We start from the raw sequence: 15,734 nt of genomic DNA, 5'->3' as shown, positions 1-15,734 counted from the left end.
CGCAAGGCAACCGGGCCTTTGCGAACCTATTACGATGTGCCGCCTGCAGATCCTGAAAGATCCGTGATGGAAACCGAATTCATCGCTCTTGATCTTGAAACCACCGGCCTTGATCCCAAAAAGGACGAAATCGTCAGCCTCGGCTGGGTGATTATCCGTCAGCTTTCGGTCGATTTTTCAAGTTGCGAACATATTCTGGTGCGGCCAACCAAGGAGCTTAGCGAAAGCTCGGTCGTGGTCCACCGGATCTTTGATAGCGATGTCGCCGATGCCCCAAGCATTGAAGCAGCCCTTGAGCATCTTTTGCCCCAGATGGCTGGCCGGGTTCTGCTATCCCACCATGCGCCGATTGAACTGGGATTCCTTGGCCAGGCCTGCAAACAGTTCTTTGGCGCGCCACTGCAAATCCCGACGGTCGATACCCTGGTTTTGGCTCTGCGTGACATCCGGCGCAGCGGTGAAACCATGAAATCCGGGGCGCTCAGGCTTGATACATTGCGCCGAAATCATAACCTGCCCCCTTTCCGGGCCCATAACGCATTGTCTGACGCGATTGCCGCATCGGGCCTGTTTCTGGCCCAAATCGCCAAACGTGATCCGAAAGGCGAACTTGAGCTCGACCGGATACTGCGCTAATCGATTACCAGGGCTCAAAAAATGCCCCACCAATAATAACAGCAGATCGGGAGCCACCAGCCTATGTACGTGTTTATCTTCTCAACCGTTGTTATCGGGTTTGCGTCGGCTGGCGTGGTCATGTTGCTGTTCCGGCTTTGGGGCCGCAAGGCACCGAAATATGTCATTCCGCTCGTCGCAGCGATTGCGATGTTTGGCTACATGATCTGGGATGAATACACATGGTTTGATCGCTACGAGGCCCGCCTGCCTCAGACCATCAGCGTCATTCAGACCTTTACTGACGAAAACATTTTCGCGCCCTGGACACTGGTTTCCGCACCGACCAACCGCTTTACGGCGATTGATCGCGAAAAACTGGTATCCAATCCCCAAAACCCCGATGAAAAACGCGTCATGACCCTGCTGCTGCGCAAGGGCGGCGAAACCCTTGCCCTGACCCATCTTGTTGATTGCGCGCAAGGACGGCGTGGCTATATCACACCCGATACGTCACTCGACAGCAACGGTTTCCCGACCGCGATGAATGAATGGTTTGATATGGATGCCGACGACCCCCTGCGCGCGGCGGTCTGTTCCTGAACGCTGTTTCCATCGCGAAATCGGACAACCTTTGGCCCGCCCTGTGGCGGGCCTTGTCATGTGTGGCAACAAAACTGATTTCGGCTATAGTGATGCAAACGCGCCCTTTTTCCTAAGTTACGGGTCCATATGCCCCATTTTCGATCCCCATTGCCATCTACAGTCGCCTTCTTTCTGATCGCGGTTGTATTTGTCGGCAGCATCTCAACGGCGGCTCGCGCGCGCGATATCACCGTCTTTGCCGCCACAAGCCTGACCAACGCCATTGAAACTGCGACCGCCACCTATGAAAAGGAAACCGGTGATACAATACGCCTGTCAGTGGCAAGTTCTTCGACACTGGCGCGCCAGATTGCCGCAGGCGCGCCGGCCGACATCTTTATCTCTGCCAACGAAAAATGGATGACCTGGTTAAATGATCAGGGTTTGCTTGTCCCCGGCAGTCGTCATGACCTGCTGACAAACCGTCTGGTTATTGTCGCCCCCAAAGATAGCAATCTTAGCCCGATTAAAATTGGCGATACTTCAGACCTGACAGCATTGATCGGACCCAGTGATCGCATTGCAGTCGGCGACCCGGACCATGTGCCGGCCGGCATTTATGCCAAACAGGCACTGACATCTTTGGGGCAGTGGGAAACGGTTGCACCAAGACTTGCGCGTACTGACAATGTTCGTGCGGCCTTGGCGCTGGTTGAACGGGGCGAAGCACCGATTGGCATCGTCTATCAAACTGACGCCGGTATTTCCGATAACGTCAAAATCATCGGCACCTTTCCCGAAAACAGTCACCCGGTCATTACCTATCCTGTTGCCCTGACGGGTGATCCGTCCGAAAGCAAAGCCACGAAATTCCTGCTATGGCTTTTGGGGGATGACGCGGGCCGCATTTTTGCCGACTATGGCTTTGAACCCGTTGCAACAACGCAAGCCAACGTACCCGGAAAATGATCAGCTTAACCCCCGCCGAAATCGAGGCACTTCTGCTAAGCTTCCGCATCTCAGGCGTTGCTGTTGCTTGTGCACTGCCCTTTGCGATTATCGTCGCAACTGCGCTTGCCCTCGGTCGGTTTCCAGGGCGCTTTATTCTTGATGCGATTGTGCATCTACCGCTGATCCTGCCACCGGTTGTGATGGGCTATTTGCTGCTGATTGCCTTGGGCACACGGGCACCGTTGGGCGCTTGGCTGTATGAAACATTCGATCAGCGTTTTGTCTTTAGCTGGACGGGCGCGGCACTGGCATCGGCGATCGTAAGCTTCCCGTTTCAGGTCCGCGCCATTCGACTGAGCCTGGAAAACGTCAATCCGGGTCTTTATCAGGCTGCCGAAACCCTTGGCGCTGGGCCGATTGACCGGTTCTTTTCGCTGACATTGCCCTTGGCACTTCCGGGTATCATTGCCGGTGCCATTACCGCCTTTGCCGCAAGCCTTGGCGAATTCGGCGCGATCATCACGTTCGTCTCGAACATCCCCGGTGAAACCCGTACCTTGCCACTGGCGATCTATACTGCGATCCAGACACCGGGCGGCGAACTGGCCGCGGCGCGCTTGGCAGCCCTTTCAATCGGGCTGGCCTTTGCCGGGTTGCTTCTGTCTGAATTGGCGCTCCGTCGTATTCGCAAGAGGGCCGCGTCATGAGCATCGGTGTCAATGTTGAACGCAGTCTCAAGACTTTCAGGCTTTCCGCCGAATTCAATATTCCTGAACCGGGTATAACCGCCCTGTTTGGCCCCTCAGGCAGCGGCAAGACGACGCTTGTTAACATGATTGCCGGTTTGGTCCGCCCGGATCGCGGCCATATTCAAATCAACGATCATGTACTTTTTGAACATTCACGTGGCATCAACCTTCCGGCTCGCAAGCGTCGGGTTGGCTGCGTGTTTCAGGATAATCGCCTGTTCCCGCACAAATCGGTGCGCGACAACCTGTTTTACGGGGCGCGCCGCAATCCCCACAAACTGCCACAGGATGAACAACAGGCCATCCTCGAGATGCTTGATATCTGGGATCTGATGGATCGCCGACCCAACCTTCTGTCTGGCGGGGAAAAGCAACGGGTGGCACTTGGGCGTGCACTTTTGTCCAATCCGGATGTATTGCTACTTGATGAGCCGCTTTCGGCCCTTGATCACGCCCGCAAACAGGAGATCCTGCCTTATCTCGAATGGTTGCGTGACCACAGGAAGATACCGATCCTGTATGTCACCCACGCGATTGACGAGGTCGCCCGCCTTGCCGACCACATGGTTATCATTGATCAGGGCAAAACACTTGCGACTGGCTCCGTTTTTGAAATGCTGGGCCGCACGGACTTGGCGCCGCTTGCCGGGCGCTTTGACGCCGGAACGGTTCTGGCCGCCCGGATTGTCAGCCGTGACCCCAAGGCCGAGGTCAGCTTCCTTGAATGTGGCGGGCAACGACTTGTCGTGCCCTATCTGGGCCGTCCGAAAAGTGATCGTGTCCGACTGCATATTCGCGCCCGTGATGTCATGATTGCCCGTACCCCGCCGCACGATATCAGTGCGAACAACATCATTCCCGTCACCGTCACCAAAATCAGTGACGAGCCCGGTGACACCATCGATGTGACAATGTGCTTTGGTCAGGATGCGGATGCCACCCTTTTGGCCGAAACCAGTGGCCGTCCCAAAATTCATGCCCGCATTACGAAATGGTCGGGATCACGCTTAAAACTGCAGCCCCATCAAAAAGTCTTTGCCGTGATCAAATCGGTCACTGTCAATGGGCAGTTGCGCGATCGCTAAAACTGACACACCAGGAAACGGCAAACCCCCGCCGGTATCTTCGACGGGGGTTTGTTTTAAGGCTTAAGGATGCTGATAGGCACTGGGTGCTGGCCAATCCCATTTATCCTGCAAGGCCGGATCGGTTTCATAGATCTCGACCTTTAACGGATAACAGGCGGCTTCATCACTTGAATGACCGGTGCTGCAATCCCCACCGGGACAGGTCGACAGATTGCCCAGCAAATCAATCTCGGCAAACATTTCAAGATAGTCCCCCGGGCGTACCGGGCTTGCCTTCATGAAATACTGATGGGTGTCCTTGGTAAAGCCGGTGCACATGAAGACGTTCAACACATCATGCACATAGTGATCGGCTTCCTGCATCGACATGCCGGTCTCATCACTAAAAGCCCGGCACAGGTTGGAATGACAGCAATGGTGATAATCATTGCCTGACAGCAACCGGTTGGTGAACGGATCGCAGCGGGTACCAATCACGTCATGGACACTGCCGCCATCCTCATCAAAACCATACCAGTCCAGCGTATCTTCACTGATCAGCGCCATCGAACGCAGATAGGGCATGTTGGACCACAAACGGTCACCTGTGGTCAGGTGGGTCCGATGCAGGGCACGGGTCTTACCGCTGAAAAACCGTTCCTTCAGGTCATTGGCATTCCAAAGGTTCAAATCACCAACCTGCGGCCCATCGACACTGACAATGCGGAAAAAGTATCCCTTGGGTACATGAAACGTGCGGGCATCGCGCGGCGGGACGATAACCTCGTTCACTTTCTTCATTGATGCCTTGAATTCGGCGAGCGTCGCAAAGTCGGGCTCAGGCAAGGTTCCGTTGGGATAAACAACAACTGGCTTTATTGCGCGACGCTCTGCGGCGTCTGTTGGGGTTTTATGCTGGGGCTTGAAAGTCATGGGGTGGCCTCGATAACAGGAAAATAGATGGGCGACAGAATGGCACAGTGACCTGTTGACACAAGCCTGTTTCAACAGGGCTGACTGGCAGATCATACGAACAACTAAACAAGCGGTGTGATCAATTCTTGGCGTTCGTCCCACGCTTCAAGATTATCGACAACCAGTTGGCCCATGGCATCGCGGGTTTCCATTGTCCCACTCGCCAGATGCGGATAGAGCACAACGTTATCAAGATTGGCAAATGCCGGATCGATATCAGGTTCATTTTCAAAAACATCAAGTCCCGCGCCGGCAATCAACCCATGCTGCAACGCCCGGATCAAAGCCGGTTCATCCATCACCGATCCCCGTGCGATATTGATCAAAACACCATCTTTGCCAAGGGCATCAAGCACCGCTTCATTGACGATCCCGTTGGTCGCGGCCCCACCGGGACAGGACAACACCAAAATATCCGACCATGTCGCGAGTGCCATCAGATCATCAAAGAACCGGTACGCGACATCTTTCTTGTTGCGTCCAAAATAGCCGACCTCGACCCCGCTTGGCACTGCGCGTGATGCAATTGCCTTTCCGATCCGGCCCAACCCGACAATGCCAAGCTTCTTGCCGCGCACACTTCTGGTCAGTGCCATCGGGCCGTTTGCGGCCCATTTTCCACTGCGTACCCAGTCATCGCCCAAAACAAGCTGCCGCAAGGTGGCATGCATCAACATGATCGCCGTGTCAGCAACATCATCGGTCAGAACGTCAGGTGTGGTTGTAAGACGAATACCGCGGTCACGCAGTGCCTTAAGATCAAAGACATCATGCCCAACGCCAAAGCTTGTAATCACTTCAAGGTTCGGCAGTTGCGCCAGCAAGTCTTCCGGAACACCAAAGCGCGCGGATGTCACAACTGCTCTGATCTGATCGCCCATTTCATCAAGAAATTTCTGCTTGTTCTCAATCAGGTCATAACGATGCAGATCGTGGCGTTCTGCCAACATGGCCGTATAGACGGGGCGGATATCAAGAAGGGCAAGGACGGAACGTATCATTGGGGCGTCTTTCGGTGGCTGCGTGTGCCCCAAAGACTAGCCGCCTCAATCACCTGAGACAAGTTGATGCGCAGTTTCATACCGCCAGGAAACCACATTCAACCCAATACATTTGCCTGGACACAATAAGGGCGGGAATGGCAATCGCCAAATCCCCGCCCCAATGCAGATTATTCTGCCGCGAACTCCTTGCAGCCGGTGCACAGCAGATCAATGATGTGCAGGGCAAAAGAACGCCAGATATCCATGCGGAAGCTTTGCTCGGCATCCCGCCACAGAACAACCGTCACACCATCAATCACCGTACGGCAGCCACCGCCAACCGGGATGCTGTCGATATCGCGCGGGCAACCGATTGTCAGAAGCTCGGCAGCACGTTCGCCTTCGATGCGGACCGTGACTTCGCGGGCCGACACCTCGGTCAGGCTGTGGGTTGCCGATGCATAGACATCCGCGCACGCCTTGGTCACTGTGTCGGCATCATCCGGCTTGGCAATGATCAGCCATTCATCCGGGCCAAGACAGATGGACTCAGTCGTGCCTTTGGCCGCACGTGCACCAACCGTGGCTGCCAGATCAACACCAATCGCCTTGGATACGGCCGGAATGTTGGCCGCCCGCAAACGTAGCGAGAAACGGGCAACTGGTGCCATCAGGGTCAGTTTAACCGGTCCGGAAGCAACGATCGGACCCGGCGTAAATGCGTGTGTAAGTACCGTCATTTTTCTGTTCCCCGCCTAAAGTTTCAACCGTTCGCCTTCGGGATCGTAAAACACGGTCCCGGTGACGGTCGCCTTGATCACACGATCAGGCATCGGAATGTAAATGGTTTCACCCATACGATTGAAACCGTCTTCAAGCAGCGCCATGGCAATCGGGCGACCTGCCGCATCGCTGTGGTAGCTTGATGTCACATGACCGACCATTCTCATCGGCTTGGGCTGGTTCGGATCAAGAACGATCTGTGCCCCTTCCTCAAGCTTGGTTTTGCCATCTTCGGTCAGAAGACCGATCAACTGCTTGCGGCCCTCGGCAACCAGATCCGGACGCGCCAGACCGCGCTTGCCAACGAAATCAGGTTTCATTTTACCGATTGCCCAGCCGAGCCCCGCATCATGCGGGGTGACCGTGCCATCGGTGTCCTGACCGACAATGATATAGCCCTTCTCGGCACGCAGCACGTGCATGGTTTCAGTCCCATAGGGGCAGATATCGTATTTCTTGCCTGCTTCGAACAGCATTTCCCAAAGTGCCCGACCGGCATGGGCCGGAACGTTGACCTCAAAGCCGACTTCACCGGTAAAGCTGATGCGGAACAGGCGCGCCGGGAAGCCGCCAACGCGGCATTCGGCAACTGACATGTGCGGGAAGACTTCATCAGACATATCAAGACCTTCGACAAACGGCTCAAGCACCTTTCGGGCATTCGGGCCGTTCAGCGCAATGGTCGCCCACTGCTCGGTCGTTGAGGTCAACCAGACATCAAGGTCAGGCCATTCGGTCTGAAGGTAGTCTTCCATCATGTTCAGAACACGTGCCGCACCACCGGTCGTGGTGGTGACATGGAAGCGATCATCGGCCAGACGGCCAATCACGCCGTCATCACGAATAAACCCGTCATCACCCAAAAGCAGGCCATAACGTGCCCGGCCCGGTGCCAGCTTGGTCCAGGGGTTGGTGTACATGCGGTTCATGAATTCCACCGCATCCGGGCCAACCACCTCGATCTTGCCAAGGGTCGATGCATCAAAGATGCCGACACTTGCACGCGTCGCACGGCATTCGCGCGACACGGCGGCATGCATGTCTTCGCCGTCTTTCGGGAAGTACCAGGCACGGCGCCACAGGCTAACCGGCTCATAAACCGCATCGTTTTCTTCGGCCCAGCTGTCAATCGGGGTTTTACGCGTCACTTCGAAGTGACTGCCCTTGTGATAACCACAGAAGGCGCCAAAGGTCGTCGCGGTGTAAGGCGGACGGAAAGTCGTCAGACCAACTTTCGGCTGCGGCACACCCAATGCGTCAGAGGCAATGTTCAGGCCGTTGATGTTCGACATCTTGCCCTGATCGGTTGCCATGCCGTTGGTGGTGTAGCGTTTGACATGTTCGATCGAACGCATGCCTTCGCGTACCGCCAGACGAAGGTCCTTGGCGGTCACGTCGTTCTGGTAATCGACAAAGGCACGTGCCTTGCCAGCATCCAGATCGGTCGGCAGTTCCTTGTGGCTGACACCGGTTCCCGGACGGTCATTGGCAACGCCGTAGCTTGCCGCCTTGGCCTTTTTGCCAAGGCTTTTGGCCACAGCCGCGCCCATTTCAGCCCCGTCATTCAGGACCGCTTCAATGCCCCACAAGCCACGGCCTGCACCGGCGATTTCGCATTCCTCTGCCTTGTGATCGGGCAAGAAGGTCTGGCGTTCGTCGTCCCACTTAAGCGTTCCCTTGGTGTGGGAAAACAGATGCAGCGACGGCGTCCAGCCCCCCGACATCAGAAGGCAATCACAACCGATCATTTCGGCTGCACCAACGGATGATCCGGTCACAGGATTGACCCGAACCGATTTGACACGCAGGCGGCCTTCGGTCCCGGTAACGGTATGACCGGCCATGATGCGAATGCCACGCTTGGTGGCCTCGGCAATCAGATCGGCATTCGGTTCGGAACGGGTATCGACGATGGCAGCAATGGTGGTACCGGCATCGGCCAAATCAAAGGCGGCGTACCACGCGCTGTCATGGCTGGTAACGATGACGGCCTTGTTGCCAACCCGCACGCCATAACGGTTGAGGTACGTCTGGGCCGAGCCAGCCAGCATCACGCCCGGGCGGTCATTGCCATCAAACACCAGTGGCTTTTCCAGCGCGCCTTGCGCCAGAACAACCTGCTTGGCGCGGACACGCCACATGCGTTCACGCGGCGTTTCCGCATCCGGGCTAGCAAGATGGTCGGTCAGTTTTTCACACAGACCAACCATGTTCTGATGGTAATAGCCAATCGCGGTCGTGCGAGTCATGACCTTGACGCCAAGCTCTTTGAGCTCCGCCACAGTTTTGTCAACCCAATCCCATGCCGGCATGTCTTCAATCATCACTGATGGCTCAGACAGAAGCGACCCACCCGCTTCGGGGTTTTCATCAACAAGGGTCACTTGCGATCCGGCACGCGCCGCCGTTAGGGCAGCAGCAAGACCGGCAGGACCGGCACCAATGATCAGAACATCGGTATGCAGATAACGCGATGCATAGTGATCCGGATCCGGTTCGGTCGGCGAAACGCCAAGACCGGCCGCCGCACGAATAAACGGCTCATAAACCTTGTCCCAGAAGGATTTCGGCCACATGAAGGTCTTGTAATAGAACCCGGCCGAAAACAGCATATAGGCCTTGTCGTTGATCGCACCAACGTCGAATGACAGGCTGGGATAGCGGTTCTGGCTGTTGACCTGAAGACCGTCCCAGATTTCCTGAACGGTTGCACGGGTGTTCGGCTCAAACCGGCCCGGACCACGGCGCGTGCCGACCAGTGCGTTCGGTTCTTCGGAACCGGCGGTCACGGCACCACGCGGGCGGTGATATTTAAACGAACGACCCATCAGGTGAATACCATTGGCGAGCAATGCCGATGCAATGGTATCGCCTTTGAAACCTTTGATCTTCTTGCCGTCAAAGGTGAACTGGATGGGTTGGGTGTGATCGATGCGACCACGCCCGGAAACGCGGAAGCTGCTCATTTCGATTTCTCCAACAATTTGGACAGTTCAGGACGAGGATCATCGGTTTTATAGGTGATCAGGAACCGGTCACTAACCGTGTCACGTACAGCGTTGAAATATCGACCGCAGCCATGGAAATGGCGCCAGCGTTCATAATGCGGGCCCTTCACGTTGGTCCGGATGAACAGGAAATCACGCCATTCTTCGTCACTGACCGACGACGGATCGGCCGGGCGTGCAATATGCGCTTCACCGGCATAGGTAAATTCCAGTTCCGGCAGGGTCTGATTGCAATAGGGGCAATGGATCAGAAGCATGTCCGGTCTCCTTAGTGCGCAACAGCGGCAGCAGCGGCTTCGTCAATCAGACGGCCGGTGCTGAAACGTTCAAGGGTGAAGGGCGCGTTGGCCGGATGGGGATCATCCTTGGCGACGGTCCATGCCAGTGTGTGCGCGGCACCCGGGGTCGCCTTGAACCCGCCGGTACCCCAGCCACAGTTGACATAAAGACCCGGTACCGGCGTCTTGCCAAGGATGGCTGAACGGTCCGGGGTCACATCGACGATACCACCCCACTTACGCAGCATGCGCATGCGGTTGAAGATCGGGAAAATCTCGCAGATCGCGGCAACCGTATGTTCGATCAGCGGCAACCCGCCACGCTGGGAATAACTGGTGTACTGGTCGGTTCCCGACCCGATCACGAGCTCGCCCTTGTCAGACTGGCTGATATAGGCATGCACGCTGTTGGACATGACAACACAGGGGAAGATCGGCTTAATCGGCTCGGACACCAGCGCCTGCAGCGGATAGCTTTCAAGCGGCATGCGAACACCGGCCGTATCCATCACGACCGAGGTATGACCGGCAGCCGAAACAGCAACCTTTTTCGCTCCGATAAAGCCCTTGGCAGTCTCAACACCGGTGACACGGCCGTCCGGGCCACGGCGAATGGCGGTTACCGGGCAGTTCTGAATGATATCGACACCACGTGCCGCCGCCCCACGGGCATAACCCCATGCCACCGCATCATGGCGTGCAGTACCCGCGCGACGCTGAAGCGCCGCGCCAACGACGGGATAGCGCGCAGTGGGCGAAATATCGAGCGGCGGGCAGAATTCCTTGGCTTCCTCGGCCGACAGCCAGACGTTATCGACACCGTTAAGGCGGTTGGCATGCACATGGCGCTGGAAGCTTTGAACGTCATGGACATTGTGCGCGAGCATCAGAACGCCGCGCTGCGAATACATGACGTTGTAGTTCAGCTCCTGGCTCAGGCCATCCCACAGATCAAGCGCGTGGTCATAAAGCTTGGCACTTTCGTCATAGAGGTAGTTCGACCGAATAATCGTCGTGTTACGGCCGGTGTTCCCACCGCCAAGCCAGCCCTTGTCGATCACGGCAACATTGGTGATGCCGTGTTCCTTGGCCAGATAATAAGCCGCACCAAGACCATGACCACCCGCGCCGACGATGATGACATCGTATTCGGCCTTCGGCTCACTGTCGGGCCATTGCGGCTCCCAGTTTTTTTGGCCGCTAAGGGCATTTTTGATAAGCGATAGCGCAGAAAAATGGGTCATGATTATACGATCCCCCGATTTACCATTGCCGGAACTCTATCAATGTCCATGCTCTGCGGACTGGATAATTGCGACAATTTCATTGTATATTTTTGCCATGAACTCTTTTTCGAGCCCGGGATCAAACCCCGGCAAACCCAATGCAAAAAAGCGCCTTCGCGTCGCCTTTCTGCTGGCAGACAATTTCACGCTGACAGCGTTTGCCAGTTTTGTCGATGTCTTGCGTCTTTCGGCCGATGAAGCCGACCGTTCGCGGCCCATTCATTGCGACTGGACGGTGCTGTCTGATACCATGAATCCGGTGCGTTCAAGTTGCGGGGTCAAGGTGCAGCCTGACACGCGTCTGCGCAATGCCGGTGACTACGACTATATCGTGGTTGTCGGCGGCCTTATTCAAGAACAAGGCGGGTTTTCATCTGATTGCATTGCCTATCTCAAGGCGGCTGCCGCCAAGGGCAAAAATCTGATCGGGTTGTGTACCGGGGTGTTCGCGCTGTATGAAGCGGGGTTGCTTGAAGGATACCGATGCTGTGTTAGCTGGTTTCACCATGACGAATTTGTCGCAAGGTTCGAAGCCGCCCAACCGGTTTCCGATCAAATCTTTGTCGTGGATCGGGATCGCCTGACCTGTTCGGGTGGGCATGGGGCCGCGCATTTGGCGGCCTGGGTGGTGGAAAAGCACATCGGGCGCACGGCGGCGACCAAGAGTCTCAGCATCATGATCATCAACGAGGCCATGACCGGCGAAAACCCGCAGCCGGGCTTTCAGACCGATCTGGTTGCCAGAGACGCACTGGTCAAAAAGGCGCTTTTGCGCATGCGCCAGAATATTGAATCGCCCGAAACCGTCGCCAAAATGGCCGAAAAACTTGGCGTCACACGCCGTAAGCTCGAACGGGCGTTTAATGCCGACATCGGCATTTCACCATCACGAGCGGCCCTGCGCATCCGGCTTGATGCCGCCAAAAAGCTGCTGGGCGAAACGGGAAAAACAACCACCCAGATCGCGCTAAGCACTGGTTTTTGTGACGCATCGCATTTCATTCACGCCTTCAAGGCCGAAATCGGCATGAACCCGTCAGAATACCGAAACACGGTCCCGACGGCCCAGCCGTAATCAGGCATCAATGGTGACCTGCCCGATCGGGTTCGAGCAGCAGGCAAGGATATAGCCCTCTTCGATATCGTCGTCCGTGATCCCGCCATTATGAACCATATGAACCTGCCCTTCGGTCTTGCGCACCTTGCACGTCCCGCAAATCCCCATCGAACAGCCTGACGGGATCACAAGGCCTGCCGTGCGCGCCGCGGCAAGGACGGTATCGGTTTGGGTGCAATTTGCCGTGATGCCAGATGCGGTGAATGCGATGACAGCCTTGCTGTCCTCATCAGGCACGACATCATCTGGTACGTCTTCTGCTTCCAACGTCGGCGCGTGGAAGCTTTCCTGATGGTAGCGATCCATATCATAACCAAGCCCTACAAGAACTTCGCGCACCGCCTGCATGAACGGTTCCGGACCGCAACAGAACACTTCACGTTCAAGATAATCCTGCGCCATCAGACCCAGCATCAGCTGATTGAATGTCCCCAAATACCCGGTCCACGGCTTGTAGGGATCGGCTTCCTCCACCACCCATTTCAGGGCAATGCCATTGATCCGCGACGCGCTGTGTTCCAAACGTTCGCGAAAGATGATCTCGGACGGGCGTTTCGCACAATTAACGAAGACAATGTCGGGATCACGCCCGGCGTCATAAAGATAGGTCGTCATCGACATCATCGGGGTGATGCCCGAGCCCGCCGAAATGAACAGATATTTATCCGCCGGATGATTAACCAGTGAAAAGCTGCCAGACGGTCCCTTGGCCCGAATGCGCATGCCCGGACGCAAATTATCCAGCATCCAGCGCGTACCGACCGAGCCTGCCTGCGCCTTGACCGTGACGGTCAAGGATGTCGGCCGCGATGGCGAGGACGAGATGGTATAGGTCCGATAAAGCGGCCCACCCGGCACCGGCAGCTCCAGGGTCAAAAACTGCCCCGGGTCATAGCTGAACAACGCGCCCGATACCGACTGGAAGCAAAATGTCATGACATTGGGGGCTTCTGGCAGGAACGAAACACATTCCAGTTCCTCAGCGTCCGACCAGAAGGCAAGCTTTGGTTTTTCAATCACAGACATCGCCCTACTCCGCCGCGATCAATCTGGTTTCGGCCAGCCTGTCAGACAGGGTTTTCGCATACCAGTTGCCAAACTGGGCAACACCGGCTTCGTGGATTTCGGAATACGGACCGACCTTGTAGGCTGGTGTCGCAATGCCACGCTGATTGTTTTCGACCACTTCCTTGTCTTCGGCATTGGTCGCAAGCCAGACTTCGGTCAGACGTTTCAGATCATAGTCACGGCCTTCAACCGCGTCCTTGTGCACAAGCCACTTGGTGACGACTTCCGTTTCCATCGGGCTGATCGGCGTCACACGGAAAACAAGCGCATGGTCCGACAGGAAATGGTTCCAGGTTGACGGATAATGAAACTTCAAAAGCGATCCGGCATTTTTAAACGGGATGTTGGAGTTCGGCAGACTGACAGCCGCCTTGGTATCAAGCGTGTAGCTTTCTGCTTCCCCCAAAAGCGGCACACGCACCAGACGCCATTCACCACTATCGGCCATCTGATAGGCAGATGGCGCGCCGACCGCCTCGCAGCGGGCCACATGATCATCAAGCACACCGGCCACAACACCATCGGACGTGCTGCCAATCGCGCGCGCATCTTCCGGGAAGGTCCGGCACAGCGATGGGTGATTCCCCCCGCAGTGATAGCATTCCCGATTATTCTCCCAGACCAGCTTCCAGTTGGCCTTTTCGATAATCTTGCTTTCAAACGCGACCTTGGAATTTTCCAGATCGTGTGGCGCAAGATAGCGTTCGGCGGCCTTGGCAAACGGTTCGATATCCGGCGCATTTTCAGCCAGGTAGATATAGACCAAGCCGTGGATCACCTGGCAATGAACCGGGCTTAACCCGAATTTTGAGTTATCAAAATCCGGCCCCATGTCACGCGCCCAAAGCAACTTGCCATCAAGGTCATAGGTCCACTGATGATACGGGCAAACCAGCCTTGGATTTCGGCCCTTTTTGGTTTTGCACAGAACCGAGCCGCGATGACGGCATGAATTGTGAAAGGCACGCACCACCTGATCATTGCCGCGCACGATCACGACGGAATAAGCACCGACTTCATAAATAACGTAATCGCCCGCCTTGGGTATTTCACATGCCGGGACCGCAAACAGCCATTCCTTGTAATGAATGTTTTCAAGGTCGAGTTCAAAGATCGACTGATCCGTATAGAACGGCTGTTCCAGGGAATATCCGGGAACACGACGCGCCAAAAGCTCTTGGACTGAATGCGGCATAACGGGCATGGCGGAAATCCGTTTCTTGATGGTTGGAAGCAACCAAAAGTGTGAACCTCACGCCACGATTTACAACGGCATTAATTTTCATCTTGGTTTAGTTGAACTAATCTGAAAAACTCACACAAGTTACCCTGTATTGTTTTCAGGAGAGGCCGTTGGCCCGCCCATATGATCTGTCTTCAATAAACGCCCTGATCTGCTTTGAGGCGGCGGGACGCAATATGAGCTTCAAGGATGCGGCAGCAGAACTTAATGTCACGCCCGCGGCTGTAAGCCACCAGATCAAGGCACTTGAGGCCGATATTGGCAGCGCCCTTTTCATTCGCCGCAACCGCGGGGTGGAGCTGACCGAGAAAGGCGCGTTCCTTCTCGTCGCCCTGCAACGGGGCTTTGAAACCATTTCCGATACGGTCATCCAATTGCGCGATCAACCCGAAACGGTTGATGTCACAATCCGCACGACAACAGCCGTCAGTTCACTTTGGCTTACGCCAAAAATTGCCGCCTTTTGGAAAATTCATCCCAATATCACGGTGTCGCAAATTGTCTCGGATGTGCCCGGCATGACCGGGTATTGTGATCTTAGCATCCATTACAGCAACCCTGATGATGGGGCGGAGGGATACTACAAACTGTTTCAGGATCGCGTGGCCGCCATCGGCACACCGGCGTTTAAGGCAGAACAAAACATCGAAACGATTGATGATCTTTTGCGTGCGCCCCTGATCCACCTGCATAACGAGGAAACCGACTGGACAACATGGACCGACTGGTTCCGTGCATTGGGACGTCCGGCCCCAAAGGGCCGCAGCTTCAAGCTCAACAATTACACGATTGCATTACAGGCCGCACAGGATGACGTCGGTGCGGTGCTTGGCTGGGACGAACTGGTTGGGCCGCTGCTGGAAGACGGGCGCCTGATCAAACTTGTGCCTGACGAAATCCCCTCGCCGATGGGGTTTTATTTACGCGTCCATCCGCGCGCATCCGAAAAGGCCCGCATATTTGTCGACTGGCTGATCGACGCCGCCTGAGATAACGGGAAACGGCAAGCGCAGCACATCGCCACAC

15 protein-coding genes are annotated in these 15,734 nt (G+C 55.8%); 7 read left to right on the top strand and 8 right to left on the bottom strand.

Annotated features, from left to right (window positions below; translation table 11 throughout):
- The 5 genes from B2T33_RS10645 to modC all read left to right on the top strand — a co-directional run.
- Positions 1-636, top strand: a 636-nt coding sequence (locus B2T33_RS10645) for an exonuclease domain-containing protein (RefSeq protein ID WP_286791971.1), incomplete at its 5' end; no start/stop codon positions are given.
- Between the two features lie 63 nt (positions 637-699).
- Positions 700-1,218: a hypothetical protein gene (locus B2T33_RS10640; protein WP_008889555.1), complete on the top strand. Its 519-nt coding sequence runs from the start codon at positions 700-702 to the stop codon at positions 1,216-1,218.
- Positions 1,219-1,368: 150 nt separating this feature from the next.
- Positions 1,369-2,169: a molybdate ABC transporter substrate-binding protein gene (modA, locus tag B2T33_RS10635; protein ID WP_286791970.1), complete on the top strand. Its 801-nt coding sequence runs from the start codon at positions 1,369-1,371 to the stop codon at positions 2,167-2,169.
- On the top strand, positions 2,166-2,858 hold the full coding sequence (gene modB / locus B2T33_RS10630; protein WP_286791969.1) for a molybdate ABC transporter permease subunit: 693 nt from the start codon (positions 2,166-2,168) through the stop codon (positions 2,856-2,858). Before modA ends, modB begins: the two co-directional genes overlap by 4 nt.
- Positions 2,855-3,985, top strand: a complete 1,131-nt coding sequence (gene modC / locus B2T33_RS10625) for a molybdenum ABC transporter ATP-binding protein (RefSeq protein WP_286791968.1) — start codon at positions 2,855-2,857, stop codon at positions 3,983-3,985. Before modB ends, modC begins: the two co-directional genes overlap by 4 nt.
- 63 nt (positions 3,986-4,048) lie before the next feature.
- Here the strand turns inward: modC and B2T33_RS10620 are convergent, their stop codons facing one another.
- The 6 genes from B2T33_RS10620 to B2T33_RS10595 form a co-directional block, all read right to left on the bottom strand.
- Complete coding sequence (locus B2T33_RS10620) at positions 4,049-4,900, bottom strand: urea carboxylase-associated family protein (protein WP_286791967.1); 852 nt, start codon at positions 4,898-4,900, stop codon at positions 4,049-4,051.
- 104 nt (positions 4,901-5,004) lie between these two features.
- The gene (locus B2T33_RS10615) at positions 5,005-5,943 is read right to left on the bottom strand and encodes a 2-hydroxyacid dehydrogenase (protein WP_197145634.1); all 939 of its coding nucleotides are present in this window, start codon (positions 5,941-5,943) and stop codon (positions 5,005-5,007) included.
- 170 nt (positions 5,944-6,113) lie between these two features.
- Complete coding sequence (locus B2T33_RS10610) at positions 6,114-6,665, bottom strand: sarcosine oxidase subunit gamma (protein ID WP_197145635.1); 552 nt, start codon at positions 6,663-6,665, stop codon at positions 6,114-6,116.
- Between the two features lie 15 nt (positions 6,666-6,680).
- Positions 6,681-9,674 (bottom strand): sarcosine oxidase subunit alpha, encoded by a 2,994-nt coding sequence (locus B2T33_RS10605; protein ID WP_197145636.1) that lies wholly within the window; start codon positions 9,672-9,674, stop codon positions 6,681-6,683.
- Positions 9,671-9,973 (bottom strand): sarcosine oxidase subunit delta, encoded by a 303-nt coding sequence (locus tag B2T33_RS10600; RefSeq protein ID WP_008889547.1) that lies wholly within the window; start codon positions 9,971-9,973, stop codon positions 9,671-9,673. Before B2T33_RS10600 ends, B2T33_RS10605 begins: the two co-directional genes overlap by 4 nt.
- An 11-nt stretch (positions 9,974-9,984) precedes the next feature.
- Positions 9,985-11,238 (bottom strand): sarcosine oxidase subunit beta family protein, encoded by a 1,254-nt coding sequence (locus B2T33_RS10595; protein WP_008889546.1) that lies wholly within the window; start codon positions 11,236-11,238, stop codon positions 9,985-9,987.
- A gap of 97 nt (positions 11,239-11,335) precedes the next feature.
- Here B2T33_RS10595 and B2T33_RS10590 point away from each other — a divergent pair, with 97 nt between their 5' ends.
- The gene (locus B2T33_RS10590; RefSeq protein WP_252723970.1) at positions 11,336-12,355 is read left to right on the top strand and encodes a GlxA family transcriptional regulator; all 1,020 of its coding nucleotides are present in this window, start codon (positions 11,336-11,338) and stop codon (positions 12,353-12,355) included.
- Here B2T33_RS10590 and B2T33_RS10585 read toward each other — a convergent pair whose 3' ends face one another.
- On the bottom strand, positions 12,356-13,423 hold the full coding sequence (locus B2T33_RS10585; protein ID WP_286791966.1) for a hybrid-cluster NAD(P)-dependent oxidoreductase: 1,068 nt from the start codon (positions 13,421-13,423) through the stop codon (positions 12,356-12,358).
- Positions 13,424-13,427: 4 nt separating this feature from the next.
- On the bottom strand, positions 13,428-14,669 hold the full coding sequence (locus B2T33_RS10580; RefSeq protein ID WP_197145638.1) for an aromatic ring-hydroxylating oxygenase subunit alpha: 1,242 nt from the start codon (positions 14,667-14,669) through the stop codon (positions 13,428-13,430).
- Positions 14,670-14,818: 149 nt separating this feature from the next.
- Between B2T33_RS10580 and B2T33_RS10575 the strand changes: the two genes are divergently transcribed.
- Positions 14,819-15,697 carry a LysR substrate-binding domain-containing protein gene (locus B2T33_RS10575; protein ID WP_197145639.1) on the top strand — a complete coding sequence of 293 codons (879 nt, stop codon included), beginning with the start codon at positions 14,819-14,821 and terminating at the stop codon, positions 15,695-15,697.
- Positions 15,698-15,734 lie beyond the last annotated feature (37 nt).

This window comes from Thalassospira sp. UBA4513 (assembly GCF_002388495.1).
GTDB lineage: Bacteria > Pseudomonadota > Alphaproteobacteria > Rhodospirillales > Thalassospiraceae > Thalassospira > Thalassospira tepidiphila.
This window is presented reverse-complemented; position numbering and strand designations above follow the sequence as displayed.